A 21,230-nucleotide genomic window follows, 5' to 3' on the forward strand; every position below is an offset into this window, starting at 1 on the left:
TGGTGTTTAGTGCAACTTTGTCAACGCAAGATAGTTTTGCCATTACATTTGCGCCCCTTTCCCTGGACGAAATCTACGCGTTAGCAGACGATCCGGCGAATGGGGCAATTGTGGTGATGAGCGGAACCGTACGCCACCAAACGGACGGTAAGCCTGTGGTTGCCTTAGACTACCAAGCTTATGAGCCAATGGCGATAGAAGTGTTTCGCCAAATTGCTGCCCAAATTCGCACCACCTGGCCGGATGTTAATCGCGTTGCCATTCACCACCGGGTGGGTAAATTGAAGATTGGCGAAATTAGCGTATTAGTGGCGGTTGGCTGCCCCCATCGGGGAGAAGCGTTTGCAGCCTGTCAATATGCGATTGATACGCTTAAACATAATGCCCCGATTTGGAAAAAAGAGCATTGGGCGGATGGTTCTAGCACCTGGGTGAGTATTGGGGCTTGCGAAACGGGGGAGAACAATTGCTAGCGGTAGGGAATTTGCAGGGTAAATTCTGTTCCTTTTCCGGGGGTGGAATGACAATTGAGTTCGCCGCCGTGATGTTCGACAACAATGGAATAACAAATGGCTAACCCTAAACCTGTCCCGGAACCGACGGGTTTGGTGGTAAAGAAGGGATCGAAAATTTTGGCGAGAACGGTAGGGGACATGCCCACCCCATTGTCGGAAATTTGAATTTGAATCGTTTTGGGGATACCTTCAATGACCCGATCTTCTAACAATTCAGTCCGGATCGCAATCTGAGGTTCTGGGACGGCAACCGCTAGATGATATTTTTCATCTAAGGTGTCGATGGCATTGCTGAGAATGTGCATAAACACTTGATTGAGCTGACCCGCATAGCATTCTACCTGGGGAAGGGTTCCATAGTCTTTAATCACTTGGATAGCCGGTCGATGCTTTTGCTCTCGCAGACGGCTTTGCAAAATGGCTAGGGTGCTTTCTATGCCTTCGTGAATATCAACGGGTTTTTTCTGGGCTTGATCCAGTCGGGAGAAACTTCGCAGCGCTTTGACAATTTGAGAGATCCGTTCTGCCCCTACCTGCATAGACTCTAAGATTTTGGGTAAGTCAGCAACCAAAAATTCTAGATCGATGTTGTCTTTTTGGGCTTCAATTTCGGGTAGGGGATGGGAATAGTGACGATCGTATAGGGCTAACAGGTGCAGCAGGTCTTCGGTGTAGCGAGAAACATGGGAGACATTGCCATAGATAAAGTTAATTGGGTTGTTGATTTCGTGGGCGATACCTGCCACTAACTGACCGAGACTCGACATTTTTTCAGTTTGGATCAGTTGGGCTTGGGTGCGGCGGAGTTGTTGCAGGGTTTGTTCTAATTCGTGGGCTTTTTGTTCTAGGCTGTCGCTGTAGGCTTGAGATTGATTGCGGGAAAGTTTGAGTTGGCGGAGCATTTGGTTGAAGTTATGCGCCAAAATCCCGATTTCATCTTCCGTTAAAATGGGGGCTTCTCGATCGAGTTCTCCGGCGGCAATTTGGGTGCTGGTTTCGGCGATCGCTAAAATGGGTTTAGTAATTTGGCGCGATAGCCAATAGACGCCGACCGAAAGCGCGATCGCAGAGAACGCACCAATTAACGCGATGGTGACGGCTAATTGTCGGGCGGGTGCAAGGGCTTCGGCTTGCGCCATTTCCACTAAAAGGGCTAAGTCGCGATTGTTCAGCCAGCGATACACCCCAATCACCGGAACCCCGGCATAGTTGAGATACAGCCCCGAACCATTTTGTCCGAGCATTGCTTGTTCAATGGCAAAGCTGGTGACGGATTCAGTAGGAGATTCGGGAAGGGGAGACGCGCCAGAAATAAAGGCATTGCCAGTCACCATAAACCCCACCAGATAAGCTTCCCCGGTTTTCCCCAAGCGATTCCCTTCGCGGATAATTCGATCGATGCGTTCTAAATCGAGTTGAGTGGCCAATAAGCCGATGCGATCGCCATTGGCATTGCGAATGGGGGTAGCCAGAGTAATTGCCGGTTTCCGAGTCCTTGGAGAAATATAAAAAATGGGGGCAAAGTCGGCACCGATGGCGACTTTTTCGAGAAAGGTAATATTGGCTGCAATCTCATAGGTTCTTTCCCGTTCGGGTTGAGACGACAATAAGACGCGGCTGCTGCCATCTAACACATAAATCTCTTGCAGATTGGGTTTTAGACGAATGACCCTTTGCAGATAAGCGTCAAGATCCGCTTTCGCTTGTTGATGTTGGGGGGTAGTTGAAGCCGTCTCCAGTAAGATTTGCAAGCGCGTTTGCACGTCCGGAAGATGCGTGGTAAGCAGAAAATCGCGTTGCTGATCCTCAAACCAACGGGCAAGTTCGCCTTCTTTGAGGGTGGCGGTAATACTGAGTTGATTGAATGCAGATTCCTTTAAAGATTGGCGGGCCTGCAAATACGCAACGCAACTGATGGTACTCACCGTCAGCAGAGACAGGAGTAGAAAGTAACTTGCAAGTCGGCTGGTGAGGTGCTGCTTCCAAAACTTCATCACAAATTTTGAGTTTAAAACCTCATCTGGCAACAGCTTTGTCTTAACGTTGAAAATTGGAGTCCCGCAGGGCTTGCAGGAGGGCTAAAGCGAAAAGTCTGTGCCAACATACAACTCCTTACAGGGTGGAAGCGTAGGGATCGCCAGGATTTTAGCAGCCTCAACTATTGCCATTGTGCAAAAATCTCTTGGATGCGGGCGATCGCTTCTGCGGCGGCTTGTTCGGGGGAAACGCCTTCTACGATAACCCGATGCAATGCTTTTCCCCAAACATAATCTTCTTGGACTTGGCTGTAAGCTGGATTAATTGCCGTATAAAACGTGCGGGTTGGCTTTTCTAGTAAGGTTTTAGTGACAGCGCTGATATGAGGATCGGCCCGATCTTGCCAAAAAGGGTCTTTCCAGACGGGAGAGAGAACGGGAAAATACCGTCCCCCAGATTGTTTGAGAAATTCGGCTAGGGTTTCCGGCTGGCTGATGTATCTTAAAAAGTCTTTAGCCAGTTCGGATTGTCTGGCATTTTTAAATACAATGACCTGACGCACAGAAGTGAGGTGGCGCATGGGTTCGCCGCTTGGTTTTTTAGGGAAATCTACGGTTCCTAACTGGTTTAAGTAAATTTCGCGATTTTGACGCTGCGATCCGGGAATGGATAGGGTGGCATTGGGGGTCATCAAAACCGTGCGGTTGAGCAGATGGATGTTATTGTCAGGACTGAGCCATTCAATCGCATCTGGGGCGATCGCACCCTGTCGGTAATGTTGGGCATACCAGGTGAGGAGGTTGGCGAGGTTTTGGCGCAGTTTAGGATCGTTGGCTAAAACTTGACCTTGAGCATCTAACAGTTCTACGTCAAACGCCTCTAGCATTTGTTCAAATAGAAAGTTAGTATCGGCCGATCCGACAGACAGGGTAAGACCTAACGCTTCAATATCCAAGTTTTGGGTATTGCGGAGTTGGGTTTTGGCGGTTTCCCAAACTTGCCAGAACCCCTGCCAATCTTCGGGAATTGTGGTAATTCCGGCTTGCTGAAGGAGGTCGCGCCAGTAAAAGATGTGGATGCTAGATTGCTGAATGGGGATGGCGTAGTAGCTGCGTTTTTTCTCGACGTTGTTATAGAGGTGAACGGCATCAAGTACGCTTTGGGGGTAGAGGGCTTTTTGCGGTTCGATGATGTCGGAGAGATCGAGGAGTTTTCCTTCCCAAGCAAAGCGGGGAAATAAGGTGCCGCTACCGAGATCGGAGTAGAGTACGTCAGGGGGGGTTCCCGCTTGGATGGCGCGTTGGGCTTTGGAAAGCAAGTCGTCAGGGGTTTGTAAAAAGAGTTGGACTTTGACGCCGCTTTGGGCTTCCCAGTTTTTGATAATTCGGTTTAAAGCTTCATCTTCGTCTTGGTTAAAGCCTTTATCCCACCAAACTTGTAGGGTGGGGAGTTCGCTAGTCGGTTGGTTGGAGACTGAGGAGACTGTAGGGGTGGAACGAAGGTTACAGGCGATCGCACTTAAGCTAACCAGAACGATCGCGATCGCCATTTTCAACCACCGCTTGTACCGGCTTCTTAGCTTCGGAAGTCTGGGGAATGTCTGAAATTTAACCTTCATGGGGCATACTTTGAGGTTTTGTCTAGCGAGATCGACTGAGGCTTACCCTATTCAAGCGGTGTAATTTCGTGAAATTACGGGACTGCATTTAGGAGAATATCTCATTTTAAGTAAGAGACGTTGTATTTTAGACATCTCCTGAGAAAAGTTAAAATTTCTTTTTACTGGATTCAATGAGCAAAGCTGGATTTACCCCGATCGCCAGCCTCAATCCACTATCAACTGAAGTCTTTTTTCAACACTCAGACATTTGTTGTTGAAAAGGAGTGTAGGAGATAACAATCTAACTTTAAATTCAAAGATGAAACCGCTTTCATTCCCCTCGCCCTAGGGATGAGGAGAAGTTTCGCTACCCGCACCCTCCCTCAGTACCGCATTTCAATCAACGATTCAATGTTTAATAAATTCAGTAATTTCTCGGTTGGATTTCCCTGATGTAAGCGCTTACTCTAGAAAAGAATGTCTCAAATTACCATGACTCAATAAATTGAGATCTGGAAATAACTTGCATCGCCGATTCATGTCACGCTGAAAGACATTTTATTCTTTCTCAAGAAATGGATTCCCACGCAATCGGGAAATCAGGGTTTTTGCAAATACCATTCAATCTTTAAGGCTTTCTTCTGAAGGGAAAGCATGATTGAAATCTACCCCAAATATTGAAATCAGGTTTATCAAATTAGATCGAGTGTTATGGGTTACTTTCAACCCATAACCCAGTTGCTGCTGTCAAGATTCAATCAACCCCGATCCAGCGGATGCATCTACCCTATTGCATTCATTGGAGTGGTTTAAGTGCTTACCCCTTATTTACCTCAATCTTCCCCTACGAGATTAGCCTTAATTGATGCTAATCTAGACCATTATCAGGAGTTGGCTGAACTGGTTTCTCAGCACGTTGAAACCCTGATTATTCGGCGCGATCGCAATGGCATTGAGCAAGTTAGCGAAATTCTCAATTCTCTTCAATTAGTTAACCATAAACTCCAAGCCTTATATTGGTTTGCACATGGCGCGCCTGGAGAAATACTTTTAGGGAATAATTCCTTAAACCAAGCCTCTCTCAGTCAATATTCTAACCAAATCAAAGCTTGGAGATCGGCTTTAGACAGAACAGCCAATCTCTTTATTTATAGTTGCAACCTCGCTCAAAATACAGGCAGCCATTTCTTACAGTCTTTTAGCCGTATTTTAGGAATTAATATTTCAGCCTCTTCTCATCGGGTTGGAGACAGCAACCGAGGGGGAACCTGGCAACTAGACTTTAACACGCATTCAGAATATAGTTCTCATTTAAGCTTACAGCCCTCCTTATTTTCCTCGTATTCGGGTCTTTTAGCAACCGCGATCGTTACGACAACGGCTGATAGTGGTGCGGGTTCCTTGCGGAATGCGATCGCCACCGCAAATCCCGGCGATACAATCATTTTTAGCGCGAGTTTAGCCAATCAAACCATCACCCTCACCAGCGGACAATTAGAGATCAATAAAAATCTTACCATTGATGGTTCTGCGGCAGCTAATTTAATCCTGAGTGGGAATAATGCCTCGCGAGTAATTAATCTCCATTCTTACCAAACCCTCAATATTCAAAACCTCACCATTGCGAATGGAAGAGTCACCAGTACCGACTTAATTGAAGGGGCGGGTGCAGGGATCAAAACAGGAGAAGGCAGCAATTTATCAGTTAACAACGTCCAGTTTAGAGATAATATTGCTCGACTGGGAGCTGGTATTTTTGCTTTTAATAAAAGTACCGCCACGATTACCAATAGCACCTTTGACAATAACGACGCAACCTCCGGTTTAGCCTTAGACTACAAAGAACAAAGCGGCGGCGCAATTGTAGGATTTGTTGCCAATAGCCTCACGGTTAAGGATAGCAAATTTACCAATAACAAAGGCTTGAATGGGGGAGCCATTAACAACCTGCTAACTCCCCTTACCATTGAAAACTCAATCTTTATTAACAACGACTCAACGCCAGGTAAAAATGCCGGGGCTGTCGTAGGTTATGGCGGCGCAGTGTATAGCGATGGTTCCAGTAGCGTCAACAATGACAATATTGGGGGCGATATTATTATCCGGAATAGCCGCTTTGAAGGCAACACCGGATCGGGGCAAGGCGGCGGCATTTACCTTTATGTTTATCCCCCTGATAAAGTCACCCTAGAAGACTCAACCTTGCTTAACAACTCAGTGGTGAACAATGCGGAAGGCGTTGCCCAAGGTGGGGGATTTTTCTATGCGGCAAAAACTGGACTCGCACCCGGTAATAGTCCGTTAGTCATTTCGCGAACCACATTTGCAAATAATGTTTCCGCCGATCAAGGTGGGGGGCTGTGGGTGGGAGAAAATGCCCCATTAATCATTACAAATAGCACCTTTTCAGGGAACGAAGCCCAAGCGGTAAACGGGAATGGCTTTGGCGGTGCGTTAACGGTGTTTAATCAATCCAACCCAACAACGATTATTAACACCACCTTTGCTTACAATAAGGCAGCAAAACTCGCCGGGGCGATCTTTCATGGAGACGAGCAGAAAATAACGGTTCAAAATACAATATTTTATGAGAATATTGCCAGTAATGCCCTAAAAAATCAACAGCATGTTTCCCGCTCGCTGATTGACGCGGGGGGAAATATCCAGTATCCGCCCAAACTCACGGATATTCCCTTTCCGGGCGATCTTAATGTTACCGATAAAGTTACCCTTGCCGATCCGAAATTAGGCCCGTTGCAAAGTATCAATGGTGTCTTAGTTCATCCCCTACTCGCGGGAAGTGCCGCCATTGATGCCGGGGTGAATGCGGGGGTTGCTAGCGTAGATCAAACGGGTAATCCGCGCATTGTGGATGGAGTCGCAGATAGTGGGGCTTATGAAGCAACTGGAACCCTCCTTCCCCCACCCCCGAATAATCCACCCACCCTCGTTACGCCGATTCCCGATCGAACGGCTACGGAAGCAACGCCGTTTAATCTCAATATTGCTAGCAATTTTACCGATATTGATGGGGATGCGCTGGTATTTTCAGCCGTGGGTTTGCCAGAAGGGTTAGTCTTAAATTCAGGTACGGGCATCATTTCAGGAACTCCTACCCGTAATGCAGTAGGCACGCGTTCAGTTACTGTCACGGTTTCTGATGGTAAGGGAGGTGTGGTAAGCGATGTTTTCGATCTCGCTGTCACTGCTGCTACGCCAACTCCAACGCCGCAACCCACTCCGACTCCAACACCGCAACCCACTCCGACACCGACACCGCAACCTACGCCGACTCCAACACCCGAACCGATCCCTCAAGATCAAGGGGGTAACAGTTTAGAGTTGGCAGCAGACTTAGGCGTTTTAACGGGTTCCCAAAGCGTTGATGACTTTATCGGAAATGCAGATACCGATGATTTTTATAGCTTTCGCTTAGAAACAGAAAGCTTGCTGAATCTTGATTTACAGGGATTAACAGGGAATGCTTACATTCAACTGTTAGATAGCCAAGGGAACCTGATTCAAGAGATTGCGGCGGCGGATCTCGCTTTAGACGAGTTTGCCGTTTCCCTAGCGGCGGGTGATTATTTTGTGCGCGTCTTCAGCACAAATCCCGAAAATACAGCCTATACCTTAACCCTTTCTACCCAAAGTACCGCTACCCCCGATCTGGATGAGTGTGGGGGCGGGGGTAATTGTCAAACGACTATTTCTGGCACGAGTGGCAATGATGTATTGATGGGCGATGAGTGCCGTAACGTCATGTTAGGAGAAGCGGGGAATGATGTGTTGATGGGCAACCAAGGCAGCGATACCTTGTTGGGCGGTATGGGTGCAGATACGCTTTATGGCGGCAAAGGGAAGGATTCTCTGTTGGGAGGAGAAGGGGATGACTCGTTAATGGGCAACCGTTGCAATGATACGCTGTACGGCGGGAAAGGCAATGATGTGCTGTGGGGAGGAAAAGGAGATGATTATCTAGAGGGGGGTGAAGGGGATGATACCTTAAGCGGCGATCGCGGATCGGATACGCTTGTGGGTGGAGAAGGGCGCGATCTATTTATCTTGAGAACCGAAACGGCGTCTACACAGATGAGCGAAGCGGATCTCATTCTAGATTTTGAAGTGGGTGTGGATACGATCGGCTTAACTGATGGGGTGACTCCCGAAGACTTGATTTTAGAAGCTGTTGAAGGGAACACGTTAATTCGGGTGGCAGGTTCTAATCAAGTGTTAGGAATCGTCGTCGGAATTGCTCCACAGCAGCTTCCTAGGAGTTTTGTGAGTGTAGAGATGGCGATCGGCTAACGCGATCGCTCTGGGGGGCTAAGACAAGGCGATCGCGCCCCTGTTCCTTTGCCTGATACAAGGCGCGATCGGCAGCCGCAATCAATGTATCGGGCAAATCGGTATCTAGGGGAACGCTACTGGCAACGCCGATACTCACGGTGACAAATTCATTGACTTGGGAAGTGCGGTGAGGAATTCGCAGTTGTTGCACGGCTTGGCGCAACTGTTCGGCAATCTCTAAGGCTTGGGTAACGGGCGTATTCGGCAAAACTGCGACAAATTCTTCTCCACCGTAACGGGCAACGAGATCTGCGGGTTGGTTAATAGCTTGTCTGGCGGCGATGCTCAACTGTTGCAAGCACTCATCCCCCGCTTGATGCCCATAAAAGTCGTTATAGGGTTTGAAGTAATCGACATCAAACAAAATAATTGAGAGGGGTTGGCGATCGCAGCAGTGGCTTTGCCATTGTTGCCTGAAGTAGACATCAAAGCGGCGGCGGTTGGCGAGTTGCGTTAAACCGTCTAGGTTCGCAAGGCGTTCGAGTTCCCAGTTGGCTTGTCTGAGGGCGTCTTCGGCTTTCTTGCGTTGAATCATCGAACCCAATTGGGTGGCGATCGCTTTGAATAGCTGAAGCGATCGCTCATCAGGTGCTAATTCTTGATGGTGAAAAAACACTAAAACGGCTAATACCTGCCCATCTAGAACAATAGGCACCCCTAGAACGCTCTTTAAACTCGCTTGCTCTGCTGCTAGCGAGCGGATATTCATTAAACAGGGTTGTTCGGCTAAATCTGCAATCCACTCAATCTGCTGAGATGCCCAAACCCATCCGGGAAACCCTTGAGCATAGGCAAAATGCAAGCTTTCACTTTGGTGCTGAAATTCTAGTAAGTTGGGCAGATCGGTTCGCCAAGCGCAACAATATTCCAGATGGGTGGCTTCTGAATTTGGCATCCAAGCCTCACCAAAATCCCAACCAATGGTTTGGCAAACGGTACTGAGAATCGCTAAAAGGGCTTCCTCTGCATCTGCGGTTTCGCTAATAGCCTGAGCGGTTGCGAGCAGCAGTTGTAACTGGGCATTTTGTGCTTGGAGTTGTAACTGAAACTCATGCAAGCGCAATTGATTTTCGATGCGAGCAATCACTTCAATTGATTCAAACGGTTTGGTAATGTAATCAACGCCTCCTAGGGTAAATGCTGTTACCTTATCGAGGGCATCATCTAGGGCGCTCATAAAAATCACCGGAATATCGCGGGTTGAAGGTTGCGCTTTGAGCTGGCGACACACTTGATAACCGTTGAGGTCGGGCATTTTAACATCCAGTAAAATCAGATCGGGCACCACAAACTGAACGGACTTGAGGGCTAATTTTCCACTCGGCGCAACCCGCACCTTATAACCCTGATTGGACAAAATCTGAGTCAGTAAGGTAATGTTAGCCGGAGTATCATCAACGACTAAAATATTGGCTTTACCGAGAAAAATACTGGGGTCTTGGTTCATAGAATTATCTCTAGGCTTTTCGACCTCGGAGTAAAAATGTTGTCATTTCTCCCTTACCTTTGATTTGTACCGTACCGCGCTTTTCAAACTTAAAGGTGTCTTTTAATCGCTCGTAGACAATTTCAGTCACTTGAGTTTCGCCAGGAATTCCACTAGACTCCATGCGAGACGCAACATTGACGGTATCTCCCCACAGATCGTAAATAAATTTGGTTAAGCCAATCACGCCTGCAACCACAGGGCCAATATTAATCCCAATTCGCAGACAAAAATTGTTCTGAGTTCTGGCATTAAAGCGATCTAAAGCCGCGTGCATATCGAGAGACATTTGCGCGATCGCGATCGCTCGATCTTCTTGTAAAGGCAATCCACCTACTACCATATAAGCATCTCCGATTGTCTTGATTTTCTCTAAGCCATGATATTGAGAAAGTTGATCGAACTCGCTAAAAATCTGATTGAGAACTTCAACTAACTCGGTGGGTTGTTGATGAGACGCAAAGTCTGTAAAACCCACTAAATCAGCGAATAAAACGCTTACATCGGCAAAGCTATCCGCAATGACTTGCGATTTCTTCTGCAAGCGTTCTGCCACAGGTTTGGGTAAAATATTGAGTAACAGTTTTTCCGTTTGCTGTTGAGCCAGTTTCCGCGCCGTAATGTCTGAAACAGTCCCTTCATAATATAACAAACGTTCTTTGGAATCGCGGACAGCTCTAGCATTTTCCGAAATCCAGATAATTTCCCCATCTTTGCGGTAAACTTGCGACTCAAATCCTAATACCGCATTATGGGTTTCTATCGCTTCCTTAAATTCCTGGCGACGCAACGCTTTAACATACAATTGTTGCTCGATGTTCTCTAAACTCGCAATCAACTCTTCTGGAGAACTGTAACCATAAATTTTGGCAAGGGCTAAATTAGCGCTTAAGTATCGCCCTGAAGGGGTTGTTTGATAAATGCCTTCCACCGCATTTTCAACGATGCTGTGGTAGCGTTCTTGTGTAATCCTTAAGATTTCTTCAGTTTGCTTGCGCTGAATTAAGGTTCCCAATTGCGTCGCGACAGCCGTGACTAAATCAATAATTCTCTCGCTAGCAGAGGTTGCTTTACAAGAGTAGAAGACGAGAATAGCTAGTACCTGTTGTTCCAATAAAATGGGAACGGCAAATGCTGATTTCAATCTCACCTTTTGAATGTGAGAATACAAGAAAAATAGGTCTTTGTCGCAATCAATATCCTCAATCCATTCTGTTCTTTTAGAAATCCAAGCTTTTCCTTGCAAGCCAATATTCGGCGAGAAAGTGACTTGCAAACTTTGTTCTCTAAACTGTAGAAAACTCGATTGACTGCCATACCAGCCTTGACTGCACTCTAGAATTTTTCGTTCTTCGTCGGGAATCCAAGCTTCACCGTAATCCCACTGAATGGTGATACAAACTAATTGTAAAACAGCCTGCAATGCCGAGTGAACATCTCGACGATGGCTAATGGCTTGAGTCGTTGCTAAGAGCAAGCGCAATTCAATTTCAGCTTGACGCCGAGCTTCTAAGTTTTGTTGAAGCAGTGTATTTTGATGCACCAGTTGTAATTGAAGTTGGCGCAGGCGCAATTGATTTTCAATTCTGGCTTGAACTTCTAACGGTTCAATGGGTTTGGTAATATAGTCAACTCCACCGGCTGTAAAGGCATTCACCTTATTTAACGGCTCGTCCAAAGCACTCACAAAAATAACCGGAATTTCCCGCGTATGGGCGCTTGCTTTTAGCTTATGACAGACCGTATAGCCATCCATATCGGGCATATTAACATCCAGCAAAATCAGATCGGGAGGAGTTGCTTCCACAGACTTTAATGCTAAATTTCCATTGGGAGCAACGCGTACCTTATACCCTTCTTTGGTTAAAAGTTGAGTCAGAAGCTTCAAATTTCCTGGATTATCATCGACGACTAAAATATGGGCTTTCGGCTCAGAAGAAGTCTCAAGGTTCATAAAGTGTTGACAGCTTGAATAAGGTTAAGAATTTGCTCAAATTGGTATCGATCGGCAAGCTGAGAAATGGCGTTAGCAATTTCTTGAAATTCAGGTTTGATTTTATCAAGGTGAGCTGTAATTTCCTCTAAATCTCCTTCAATGACCGCTTGATATAACTCTAGCAACCAATCAATGGGGAGTCCGGTCAAATCGTTGGGATTTAGGCTCATTGGCTCTGAGTGGGGCGCAGCCGGGTGTTCCCGATCGGCCTCATAAATAAACATCACCCCTAAATGTCTATGAATGGCTTCTACAATTTCATTATCCTGAAATGGCTTGCGAATAAAGTCATCGCACCCTGAATTTAAAACTAAGGCTTTTTCTCCGGCTAAAGCGCTTGCAGTCAGCGCAATAATTTTGCATGGCGCTTGCTGCGTTTGCTGTTCGGCTTGGCGAATTTGTCGAGTAGCCGTACAACCATCCATAACAGGCATCCGGATATCCATCCAAATTAGGTGAGGGTGCCAAGACTTCCACCGTTCTAGGGCATCGCTGCCATTTGTGACCACTTGTAATTCAAAACCAAACGGTTGCAGGAGTTTTAGCAATAATTGGCGATTGTAGTTATTATCATCGGCAATTAAGAAGCGATACTGGGGTTGGTGGGGCGCGATCGCGATCGCCCGTCTTCCCCGATCCGCTGTGGGAATTTGGGTGGCGATCGCCATGCTAACCGGAATCTCGAACTCAAAGGTTGTCCCTAGGGCCACAGAACCATTATCCTGTCGTTTCTCCACAGCATCTCCCCGACTGGGGTTAAAGGCTTTCCCTCGGCTGATCGCTGTCATCTCACCCCCCATCATCAAGACGAACTGATAGCTGATGCACAACCCCAAACCCGTCCCTTCTTGCACCTGTTGTCCAGAAGAGGTTTGAATAAACGGTTTAAACAGGTGGGGAAGTTCTTCCGGCGGAATACCCACCCCCGTATCCGACACCTGAAACTGCAAGCGCACCTTAGCGGGATCGAGATGTTCGACAACGCGAACTTGCAACTGCACGCCCCCTTGGGCGGTAAACTTCACGGCATTACTCAGCAAGTTAATCAGCACTTGGCGCAGCTTAATCTCATCCGCCTGCACGTACTGCGGGACATCGCTACAGGTGGAAAAACGCAGATGTATCCCCTTATCCTGCGTTCTCAAAGAGAACATATCCTCAATATCTTCTAACAAGCGAGACAGATCGAAGCTATTGGCATTAAGCGTCATCCGTCCAGCTTCAATCTTAGATAAATCGAGGACTTGATTAATCAACGTCAAGAGATGTTCGCCGCTGCGTCGAATAATATTAAGGTTCTCCTGTTGTTCGCCGGAGAGATTCTTAGCTTGATACATCAATTGAGAAAAGCCTAAAATCGCGTTCAAGGGCGTGCGTAACTCATGGCTCATATTAGCCAAAAAGATACTTTTAGCCCGGTTAGCTGCTTCAGCCGCCTCTTTGGCAACGCGCAACTCTTCTTCCACCTGCTTGATCGTGCTGATATCGGTGGAAGAACCAATAATGCCCTGCACCTCCCCATTGGCATCAATAAACGCACTGACAATGGTTTGATACCACCGCTGTTCGCCTTGACGATTGACAATCGCTTCGGCGGGGGTAATGTAAGGTTGCAGCGTTTCCATCACGGCGCGGTTAATGGCTAAAAACTCATCCACCTGTGCTGTATTGGGATTCAAGTCATAGTCCGTTTTGCCAATCATTTCTTCAATGGGTAAGCCGTAGATGGCTGCGCCGCTTTGATTAATGGTTAAAAAGCGCCCTTCGCGATCTTTGACAAAAATAGAACTGGGAACGACATCAATCACTTGTCGCAAAAAGGCTTGTTGCGATCGCAATTCCATCTCGGCGATCGCGCGATCGCTCACATCGCGGATAATCACCAAAGCCGTATCCTGACTCACTGGCAGAATGCGGACTTCCTCATACCTCGCCTCTCCTTCAACCACAATTTCCTGCTGGTATATCTGCGTTTCGCCCTTATCTAAGGCCGTTTGCAGGGCGGCTAGACGGCGGCGGGCCAAAGGTTGGGGCAAAAAGTCAAAAATGCTTTTCCCCACGCCCTCTTCGCGCGTCACGATGCTTTTGAAAATGCCGCCATTGAGTTGTTCGAGTTGGTACCCTTGGCGATCCATTAAAATGACCAAATCTGGCAGGGCTTCCAGGATTTGCCGCAGGGTGGCTTCGCTTTGTTGCAAGGCGGCTTCTGCTTGTTTGCGATCGCTAATATCGCGCCCTTCGGGGATCAGCATCACCACCTCCCCCGCCTCATTCAGCAGCGGGCGCAGGGAAAAGTCAATGGTAACGAGGCGGTTATCTGCGCCCCAAACCTCTGCCTCGTAACGAATAAACGCCCCTTGGGCGGCTTGGGCGATCGCGGTTTTCAATTTGGCTTGCGCCTCCGGGGAGAACTTCCACCACGGCGAATCCCAAAACGGCTGCCCTACCACCTGTTCGCGACTCACCCCCGCAAAAGCCAAGGCGGTTTGATTGGCTTCTAGCATCATCCCATCGGGTTGCAATAACCCCACAAACTGAAACGCTTGATCGAAGATGGCGCGGAATTTTTGCTCGTTTTCCCGCAACGCCGCCTCCACCTGAAGCCGTTCCTTAATTTGCTGTTCTAGGGCAAGGGTGCGTTCTTGCACTTGCTGAGACAAATTCCAGTTGTAGTCTGCAACCAACTGTTCAACTCGCTTGCGTTCGGTGATATCCAATAGCAACCCATCCCAAACAATATCGCCGTTAGGCTGTTTTTCGGGTTGCGAAATCCCTTGCACCCATCTCAAGCCCTGTTTAGAAACAACTTGTCCTTCCCAGCGCCAAGGCTGTAAGGTGGTTGCCGAGATCCGAATCGACTCATTGAGGAATGCCAGATCGTCAGGATGGGTTTTTTGCCAAGCTAAATCGGCATTTTGTAATAGATCGGCGGGCGAGGCATCGTAAAATTCTTGAATTCTGGGGCTGGCGTAGGTAAAGGCGTGGGAACCATCGGGATGTAAAACATAGCGATAAATGGCACCGGGGACATTTTCAGCCAAGTGGCGAAACTTCGCTTCGCTTTCTCGCAGGGCAGCTTCTACCCGTTTAGCAGCCGTGATATCGGTGAGGGTGCCTATGGTTCCAGTCATCTTACCGGCGCGATCGCGCTCGATGGCGGCTTGTCCAAATACCCAAATTTCGCTACCATCCGGTCGTAAGAAGCGATACTCGCAGGCAAAGTCGCTTTGTTCGGCCATAAATTTTTCCCAGGCGGCAGTCACGCGATCGCGATCGTCGGGATGTAGAGTTTTTGTCCAACCGAAGCCTAACGCCTCAGTGGGGGAAAGTCCGATCATTTCAAAGCTGCGTTCGTTGCCATAAACGCATAAACCTTCGGCGTTATTGCGAAAAATCCCAACCGGGGCAATCTGAGTTAAGTTGGCGTAGCGTTGTTCGCTTTCAAATAGGGCGAGTTCTGCGTGTTTGCGCTGGGTAATATCGAGAATGAGACCATCCCAAATCAGATCGCCGTTGCTGTGACGCTCAAAGGTGGCGGAATTTTGCACCCATTTTTGTTGACCGGAGGGGGTGATAATGCAGTATTCTTTAGACCACTGTTGCGGCTTGACGGATGAGCTGAAGGCGTAGCGAATGCGCGACAGTTCTTCTAGGGGAATGAAGTTTTCGATGGTGCGGGGATTTTGCAGGGCAATTTCTGGATCGATCTCGCAAATTTCGCGACAGCGCGAACTCAGGTAAGCAATGCGATCGCTGCCATCGGGATGGATAATGTAGCGGTAAATCATCCCAGGCGAGTTTTCAGCAAGGTTGCGGAATTTGGTTTCGCTTTCTTGCAGGGCGTTTTGGGCGTTGAGGCGGGCGCTAATGTCTTGAAAGGCGGCGATCGCATACTCCACTTGACCGTCTTCTCCCCAAACGGGCATACTCTTAACTTCTAGGGGAATCTGGCGATGGGCTTGGTGTAACTCTAAATCGTCTGCGCTGGCGATTTTACCTGCAAAAGCCTTAACGAGGGGCAGTTCCTCAACGGGATAGGGTTCTTGGGTTCCGACTCGGTAAACTTGAAAGACTTGCGATAGGGTTTCGACTTCTGAGAGGGGGAGTTGTTGGTGCAGATTCAGGATTTTTCGGGAGGCGCGGTTGGCGTAAACAATTTGCCCGCTGCGATCGTGAATGGAAATACCGATGGGAATGGCGTCTAGAAATTTTTGCAGGCGGCTTTGGGTGGCTTGCACTTCTGCGTAGCGTTGGGCAGCTTGGAGGGCGATCGCGGCGGGGATGGCTAAGAGCTGAATGCGCTCTTTATCCTGTTCTGTAAAGGGGCTAGGCTTTAGGCTTTTTTCCAGGTAAATGAACCCGATCGGGCGCTCTTGGTGCAGCAGGGGGCAACAGAGAACCGATTTGGCTTGGCGTTGCTGAATTGTCGATAGGATGGGGGTGCGGGTGCGGGTTGCTTGTTCGATCGCCGTGAGAGATACCCGTCTTTTGAGGGGCAGCGATCGCAAAACTTCTACTTGATGGCTGCGAGCTGATTTAGCGGCTTCTATTTTGAACTCGCCGTCTTTTTCTAAGAGAATATAACCGCTTTGAGCTTCTACGGTTTCGATCAAGATGCCAATTAAAGTAATCAGCAGTTGATGAAGTTCAATTTCGCTGGCGATCTTGCTTTGGAGTTGGATCAAGGTTGCCAGATCGAAGGGTTTGGAAGACGGAGGCTCAGGGTTACGGGAGTGCATGAGATGAGGCGATCGATTGTTCATCTAAAGCGAACGCCCTACTGGGGCATTTTGAAGGAGACTTAATGATACATAATACTCAAGAATCATCGACGCTTGAGGCTTTGTACTCTAGATATCTCTCAAGAGGTTACAGCGAACTGTCAAACAGAATACTGGGCGAATGATTACCGATCGTTTCAGACGGTTTCAGGGAAAATCCCTGAAGAATTAGCTTGACTTTGAGCATTTTTTTGAAAGAATAAACTTTATCAAAAATTTATCAAAAACCTGACAAAGTTTCCGGATAAGCCTCGCTATAATCGTTCCATCTCCCCTTTATCAATCGCTTGTCATCGAGAGGATTGTAACAAATCTCCTCGTTTCTAAAATCATTTCCTTTCAGGAAAACTGTTGAATTGCTCAGAACAAATAATTTCCCAAGCCTCCTCTTAATTCAGGTTGTTTCAGGTGAATTCAGAGGGTTCAAGAGAAAATACAAGACACAATCTGTTACGAAAGCCACATTTTTTTGCAGTTGGGGTCGAACCCTGCAAAACCCAACATCAGCGGGTTTTTGAGCGTTGGGTCAGTCTATCAGATAGCAGGCAGCTTCACCAACAGCACGTTCAACGCGCCCATTGAGGCTGGCTAAAGCTATAATCTGCAACACCCCAACTATCCAAAAATGGGCGAAAAACATCAACACTCAATCATGCAGGGTCAAACGGATACGCGCTATCAAGATTGGGCTTGGCCATTGTGGCCCATTGTTCCCCTTTATCCCTATGGCAGGCGGCGCACCCTCCGCCAAGAAGTCGTTAAAGACAAGATTTGGACTTTTGAACAATCTCAAGGGATTCTTTACGTCGTCGTGCCGATCCGCATGAGCGCGATCGCTCTAGAATCAGGGGGGTTGCTGATTTATGCACCCGTCGCCCCCACCCCAGAATGTATCCGCCTAGTCCGAGAACTCGAAGCCCAACACGGCGAAGTTCAAGCCATTGTTCTACCCACCATATCGGGAATCGAGCATAAAGTCTTCGTTGGCCCCTTTGCCCGTCACTTCCCGCAAGCCCAAGTTTACGTCGCCCCGCATCAATGGAGTTTTCCGGTTAATCTTCCCCTGAGTTGGTTGGGTTTCCCCCGAAAACGCACGCATATCTTACCCGCCGATAGCCGTCAAAACCCCTTGGGCGATGAATTTGACTATGCTATCCTCGGCCCCATCGAACTCGGCCCCGGACGCTTTGCTGAAGTCGCCCTATTCCACAAGCGATCGCGTACTCTATTCGTAACAGACTCCGTACTCGCCATCCCCCCGGAACCCCCCGAAATCATCCAACTCGAACCCTATCCCCTCCTGTTTCACGCCAAAGACGACGCCCTGCACAAAGTTCTCGATAGCCCCGAAAACCGTCGCAAAGGCTGGCAAAGAATCTCCTTATTTGCCTTTTACTTCTCGCCCAGTACCCTCAACGTCGCGAACCTCTTTCAATCCATCCGCGACGCCTTCGCCGCCCCAGACCGCTCTAAACAGGCGTATTTTGGCTGGTTTCCCTTCCAGTGGCAAGACAACTGGCAGCAGTCCTTTCACGCCCTATCCCGACAGGGGCGGTTATTTGTCGCCCCCATTTTGCAAACCCTGATTCTCAACCGCGCCCCCCAAGCAACCCTCGACTGGGTTAACCGCGTGCAACAATGGAATTTTCAACAAATTATTCCCTGTCACATGCAGGCCGTTATTCAAGCCGATGGCGAACAATTTCGCCAAGCCTTTGCATTTCTTGAAAAACCCCAATCTACCCTAGAGGGAAATCGTTTACCAGAAGCCGACTTTCAACTGCTGCAAACCCTTAACCGCGCCCTGACGCAAACCCGTATTGTCCCTCCTGCCAAACTCGATTAAAGATTCAGGGTTTATTAGAGTTGAGACAGTAGGGTATCCTGATTCAACAGTGGCCCAATTGTGAACCAACCATCCCTCCCATGACTTCTGTGCTGCCTCACCAAAAAGCGAAAGCCCTCAAACCCGGTAGTCGCCGCCCTGCAAAAGAACTCTGTAGCGAGTGCGGTTTGTGCGATACCTATTACGTTCACTATGTTAAAGAAGCCTGTGCCTTTATTCATCAGCAAGTGGCGGAACTTGAAGAACAGGCACATGGTAGAAGCCGCAATTTGGATAACCCAGATGATTTATATTTCGGCGTTAACCAAAAGATGATGGCGGCGCGGAAAACGCAACCCATCGAGGGGGCGCAGTGGACGGGAATTGTGAGTAGCATTGCCATTGAAATGCTGACTTCGGGTAAGGTTGAAGGCGTGGTTTGCGTCCAAAATACCGCCGAAGACCGCTTTCAACCGATGCCTGTGATTGCGCGTACCCCTGAAGAGATTTTAGCGGCGCGGGTGAATAAACCGACGCTTTCCCCGAATTTATCAATTTTAGAGCAAGTGGAGCAATCGGGGATGAAGCGGTTGCTGGTGATTGGGGTTGGCTGCCAAATTCAGGCTTTGCGGGCAGTTGAACAAAAGTTGGGCTTAGAAAAGCTGTATGTGTTGGGGACGCCTTGCGTGGATAATGTCACCCGCGCAGGGTTGCAAAAGTTTTTAGAAACCACAAGCAAGTCTCCCGATACGGTGGTGCATTATGAGTTTATGCAAGATTTTCAGGTGCATTTCAAGCACCAGGATGGTTCGGTGGAGAAGGTACCATTCTTTGGCTTAAATACAAAAGAACTGAAGGATGTGTTTGCACCTTCTTGTTTAAGTTGTTTTGATTATGTCAATTCCCTAGCTGATTTGGTGGTAGGGTATATGGGCGCGCCGTTTGGCTGGCAGTGGATTGTAGTTCGCAACGATCGCGGTCAGGAAATGCTCGATATGGCGATGTCTCAGCTTGAAACTCAGCCCGTTATGTCGAAGGGCGATCGCAAAAATGCGGTACAACAAAGTATCCCCGCCTACGAAAAAGGCGTCACTCTCCCCATGTGGGCAGCAAAACTAATGGGGGTGGTGATTGAAAAGGTCGGCCCACAAGGGTTAGAATACGCCCGTTTTTCCATTGATTCCCACTTCACCCGCAACTACCTCTACGTTAAACGCCACCACCCCGAAAAGCTAGAGGATCACGTCCCAGAATACGCCAAGCGGATTGTCAGTCAATATCGCCTACCGGAGTAGGAATTGGGAGTTGGGAGTCAGGGAAGAAGGGAATTGGGAGTTGGGAGTTAGGAGTTGGGGAAGAAGAGGATGGGGAGGTGGGGGGATGGGAGGATGGGGGGAAAGAAGGGAATTACAGGTTAATACTGACTGACTTCTCTACTTCTGGTGAAATTAGCACTCTTTTCTTCTCTCAACACACCTTTTCTTACTCAGCACTAACTTCCCCACTCGGAACTCGGAACTCGGAACTTTGCACTCCTTCCCCCCACTCGGAACTCGGAATACCGCTACGCGGAAGCAAGCTACGGAACTTTGCACTCCTTCCCCCACTCAGCACTCAGCACTTTACACTCAGCACTTAGAGAAACACTCAGCACTTAGAGAAACACTCAGCACTTAAAACAATGGCAACAGAAGCATTAGGATGGTGGGGTGTTCCATTGGCGATCGCAGCCGGAACCATGCGAGGCGGAACCCCGTTTCTCTTCGTCTCCTTGGGCGAATGCCTCACCGAAAAAAGCGGCAAAATTAACCTCGGTTTAGAAGGCACTCTGTTAATGGGGGCAATGAGTGCCTATGCTATCTCCTACCTTACCGGATCGCCTTGGGTCGGCGTACTCGTCGCAGGCATCGCCGGAATGGTTCTCGGTAGCATTCACGGCTGGCTATCCCAACAACCCCGCGTTAACGATGTCGCCGTCGGCATCGCTATGATTATCTTTGGTAGCGGGATCGCCTTCTTTTTAGGAAAACCCTTCATTCAACCTTCCGCCCCCCAACTCCCTACCCTCGACTTAGGCGGATGGAGTAGCCTCACTCAAGTTCAAGCCGCCTTAAAAATTAGTCCCCTATTTCTTCTGGGCGTAATTCTAGCCCCAACTTTGCAATGGTTCTTTAAATCCACCCGTTGGGGTTTATTGATCCGCGCGGTTGGCGATAGCCCCGAAGCCGCTAGGGCGATGGGCGTTTCTATCTTCAAAGTCCGGATGTTAAGCATCATCGCCGGAAGTTTCCTTGCTGGAATTGGCGGCGCATCCCTATCTCTCTACTATCCGGGAGTTTGGACAGAACGCATTTCTAGCGGACAAGGTTTAATGGCGGTTGCTTTAGTCATCTTCGCCCATTGGAACCCCTTGCAGTGTCTATACGCTTCCCTCCTGTTTGGCGGGGCGCAAGCATTAGGCCCCGCTTTACAATCCGTCGGCGTCAATTCCTACTATTACCTATTTAACGCCGCCCCCTACGTCCTGACTCTCGCAATCATGATTTTGACCTGTTCGCCCAAACGCACCCTCACAGGCGCACCTGGGGCGTTAGGGACGGACACTTGATAGGGGAAGGGAGTTGGGAATTGGGAGTTAGGAGTTAGGGGTTGGGGAAGAAAAAATAGGAGAACTTGATAACCATCAACTCAGCACTCTTT

10 protein-coding genes are annotated in these 21,230 nt (G+C 48.4%); 5 read left to right on the forward strand and 5 right to left on the reverse strand.

Annotation, left to right across the window (positions count from 1 at the left end; genetic code table 11):
* The first annotated feature begins 2 nt into the window (after positions 1 to 2).
* Positions 3 to 473, forward strand: a complete 471-nt coding sequence (locus tag QQ055_RS01675; protein ID WP_283357380.1) for a molybdenum cofactor biosynthesis protein MoaE — start codon at positions 3 to 5, stop codon at positions 471 to 473.
* Here QQ055_RS01675 and QQ055_RS01680 read toward each other — a convergent pair.
* The gene (locus tag QQ055_RS01680; RefSeq protein WP_284475879.1) at positions 470 to 2,509 is read right to left on the reverse strand and encodes a sensor histidine kinase; all 2,040 of its coding nucleotides are present in this window, start codon (positions 2,507 to 2,509) and stop codon (positions 470 to 472) included. The two genes, QQ055_RS01675 and QQ055_RS01680, sit on opposite strands and share 4 nt — an antisense overlap.
* A gap of 164 nt (positions 2,510 to 2,673) precedes the next feature.
* Positions 2,674 to 4,041, reverse strand: coding sequence for an ABC transporter substrate-binding protein (locus tag QQ055_RS01685; RefSeq protein WP_141724293.1), 1,368 nt, complete (start codon positions 4,039 to 4,041; stop codon positions 2,674 to 2,676).
* Positions 4,042 to 4,905: 864 nt separating this feature from the next.
* Here QQ055_RS01685 and QQ055_RS01690 point away from each other — a divergent pair.
* Positions 4,906 to 8,400 (forward strand): DUF4347 domain-containing protein, encoded by a 3,495-nt coding sequence (locus QQ055_RS01690; RefSeq protein WP_284475880.1) that lies wholly within the window; start codon positions 4,906 to 4,908, stop codon positions 8,398 to 8,400.
* On the opposite strand, the gene QQ055_RS01695 is transcribed toward QQ055_RS01690, so the two are convergent.
* From QQ055_RS01695 to QQ055_RS01705, 3 genes are read right to left on the reverse strand one after another with little or no spacing between them, the layout of a single operon-like run.
* The gene (locus QQ055_RS01695) at positions 8,363 to 9,889 is read right to left on the reverse strand and encodes a diguanylate cyclase domain-containing protein (RefSeq protein WP_284475881.1); all 1,527 of its coding nucleotides are present in this window, start codon (positions 9,887 to 9,889) and stop codon (positions 8,363 to 8,365) included. The two genes, QQ055_RS01690 and QQ055_RS01695, sit on opposite strands and share 38 nt — an antisense overlap.
* Positions 9,890 to 9,899: 10 nt before the next feature.
* A complete protein-coding gene (locus QQ055_RS01700) occupies positions 9,900 to 11,882 on the reverse strand; it encodes an adenylate/guanylate cyclase domain-containing protein (protein ID WP_284475882.1) in 1,983 nt (660 codons plus the stop codon).
* Entirely contained in the window at positions 11,879 to 16,687 is a 4,809-nt protein-coding gene (locus QQ055_RS01705; protein ID WP_284475883.1) for a PAS domain S-box protein, read from the reverse strand. The genes QQ055_RS01700 and QQ055_RS01705 overlap by 4 nt, the downstream gene beginning before the upstream one ends.
* A 643-nt stretch (positions 16,688 to 17,330) precedes the next feature.
* Between QQ055_RS01705 and QQ055_RS01710 the strand changes: the two genes are divergently transcribed.
* From QQ055_RS01710 to QQ055_RS01720, 3 genes are all read left to right on the forward strand, one after another.
* A complete protein-coding gene (locus tag QQ055_RS01710; protein ID WP_286004113.1) occupies positions 17,331 to 18,551 on the forward strand; it encodes a DUF4336 domain-containing protein in 1,221 nt (406 codons plus the stop codon).
* Between the two features lie 80 nt (positions 18,552 to 18,631).
* Complete coding sequence (locus QQ055_RS01715; protein WP_284475884.1) at positions 18,632 to 19,825, forward strand: Coenzyme F420 hydrogenase/dehydrogenase, beta subunit C-terminal domain; 1,194 nt, start codon at positions 18,632 to 18,634, stop codon at positions 19,823 to 19,825.
* Between the two features lie 386 nt (positions 19,826 to 20,211).
* A complete protein-coding gene (locus QQ055_RS01720) occupies positions 20,212 to 21,138 on the forward strand; it encodes an ABC transporter permease (RefSeq protein ID WP_069967971.1) in 927 nt (308 codons plus the stop codon).
* Positions 21,139 to 21,230: the final 92 nt, after the last annotated feature.

This window comes from Geitlerinema calcuttense NRMC-F 0142, from assembly GCF_030285425.1.

Bases quoted from the DNA above. Each gene is read 5' to 3' on its own strand.
- QQ055_RS01680 (WP_284475879.1), bottom strand. From the start codon at position 2,509: ATGAAGTTTTGGAAGCAGCACCTCACCAGCCGACTTGCAAGTTACTTT.
- QQ055_RS01685 (WP_141724293.1), bottom strand. From the start codon at position 4,041: ATGGCGATCGCGATCGTTCTGGTTAGCTTAAGTGCGATCGCCTGTAAC.
- QQ055_RS01695 (WP_284475881.1), bottom strand. From the start codon at position 9,889: ATGAACCAAGACCCCAGTATTTTTCTCGGTAAAGCCAATATTTTAGTC.
- QQ055_RS01700 (WP_284475882.1), bottom strand. From the start codon at position 11,882: ATGAACCTTGAGACTTCTTCTGAGCCGAAAGCCCATATTTTAGTCGTC.
- QQ055_RS01705 (WP_284475883.1), bottom strand. From the start codon at position 16,687: ATGAACAATCGATCGCCTCATCTCATGCACTCCCGTAACCCTGAGCCT.
- QQ055_RS01710 (WP_286004113.1), top strand. From the start codon at position 17,331: ATGGGCGAAAAACATCAACACTCAATCATGCAGGGTCAAACGGATACG.
- QQ055_RS01715 (WP_284475884.1), top strand. From the start codon at position 18,632: ATGACTTCTGTGCTGCCTCACCAAAAAGCGAAAGCCCTCAAACCCGGT.
- QQ055_RS01720 (WP_069967971.1), top strand. From the start codon at position 20,212: ATGGCAACAGAAGCATTAGGATGGTGGGGTGTTCCATTGGCGATCGCA.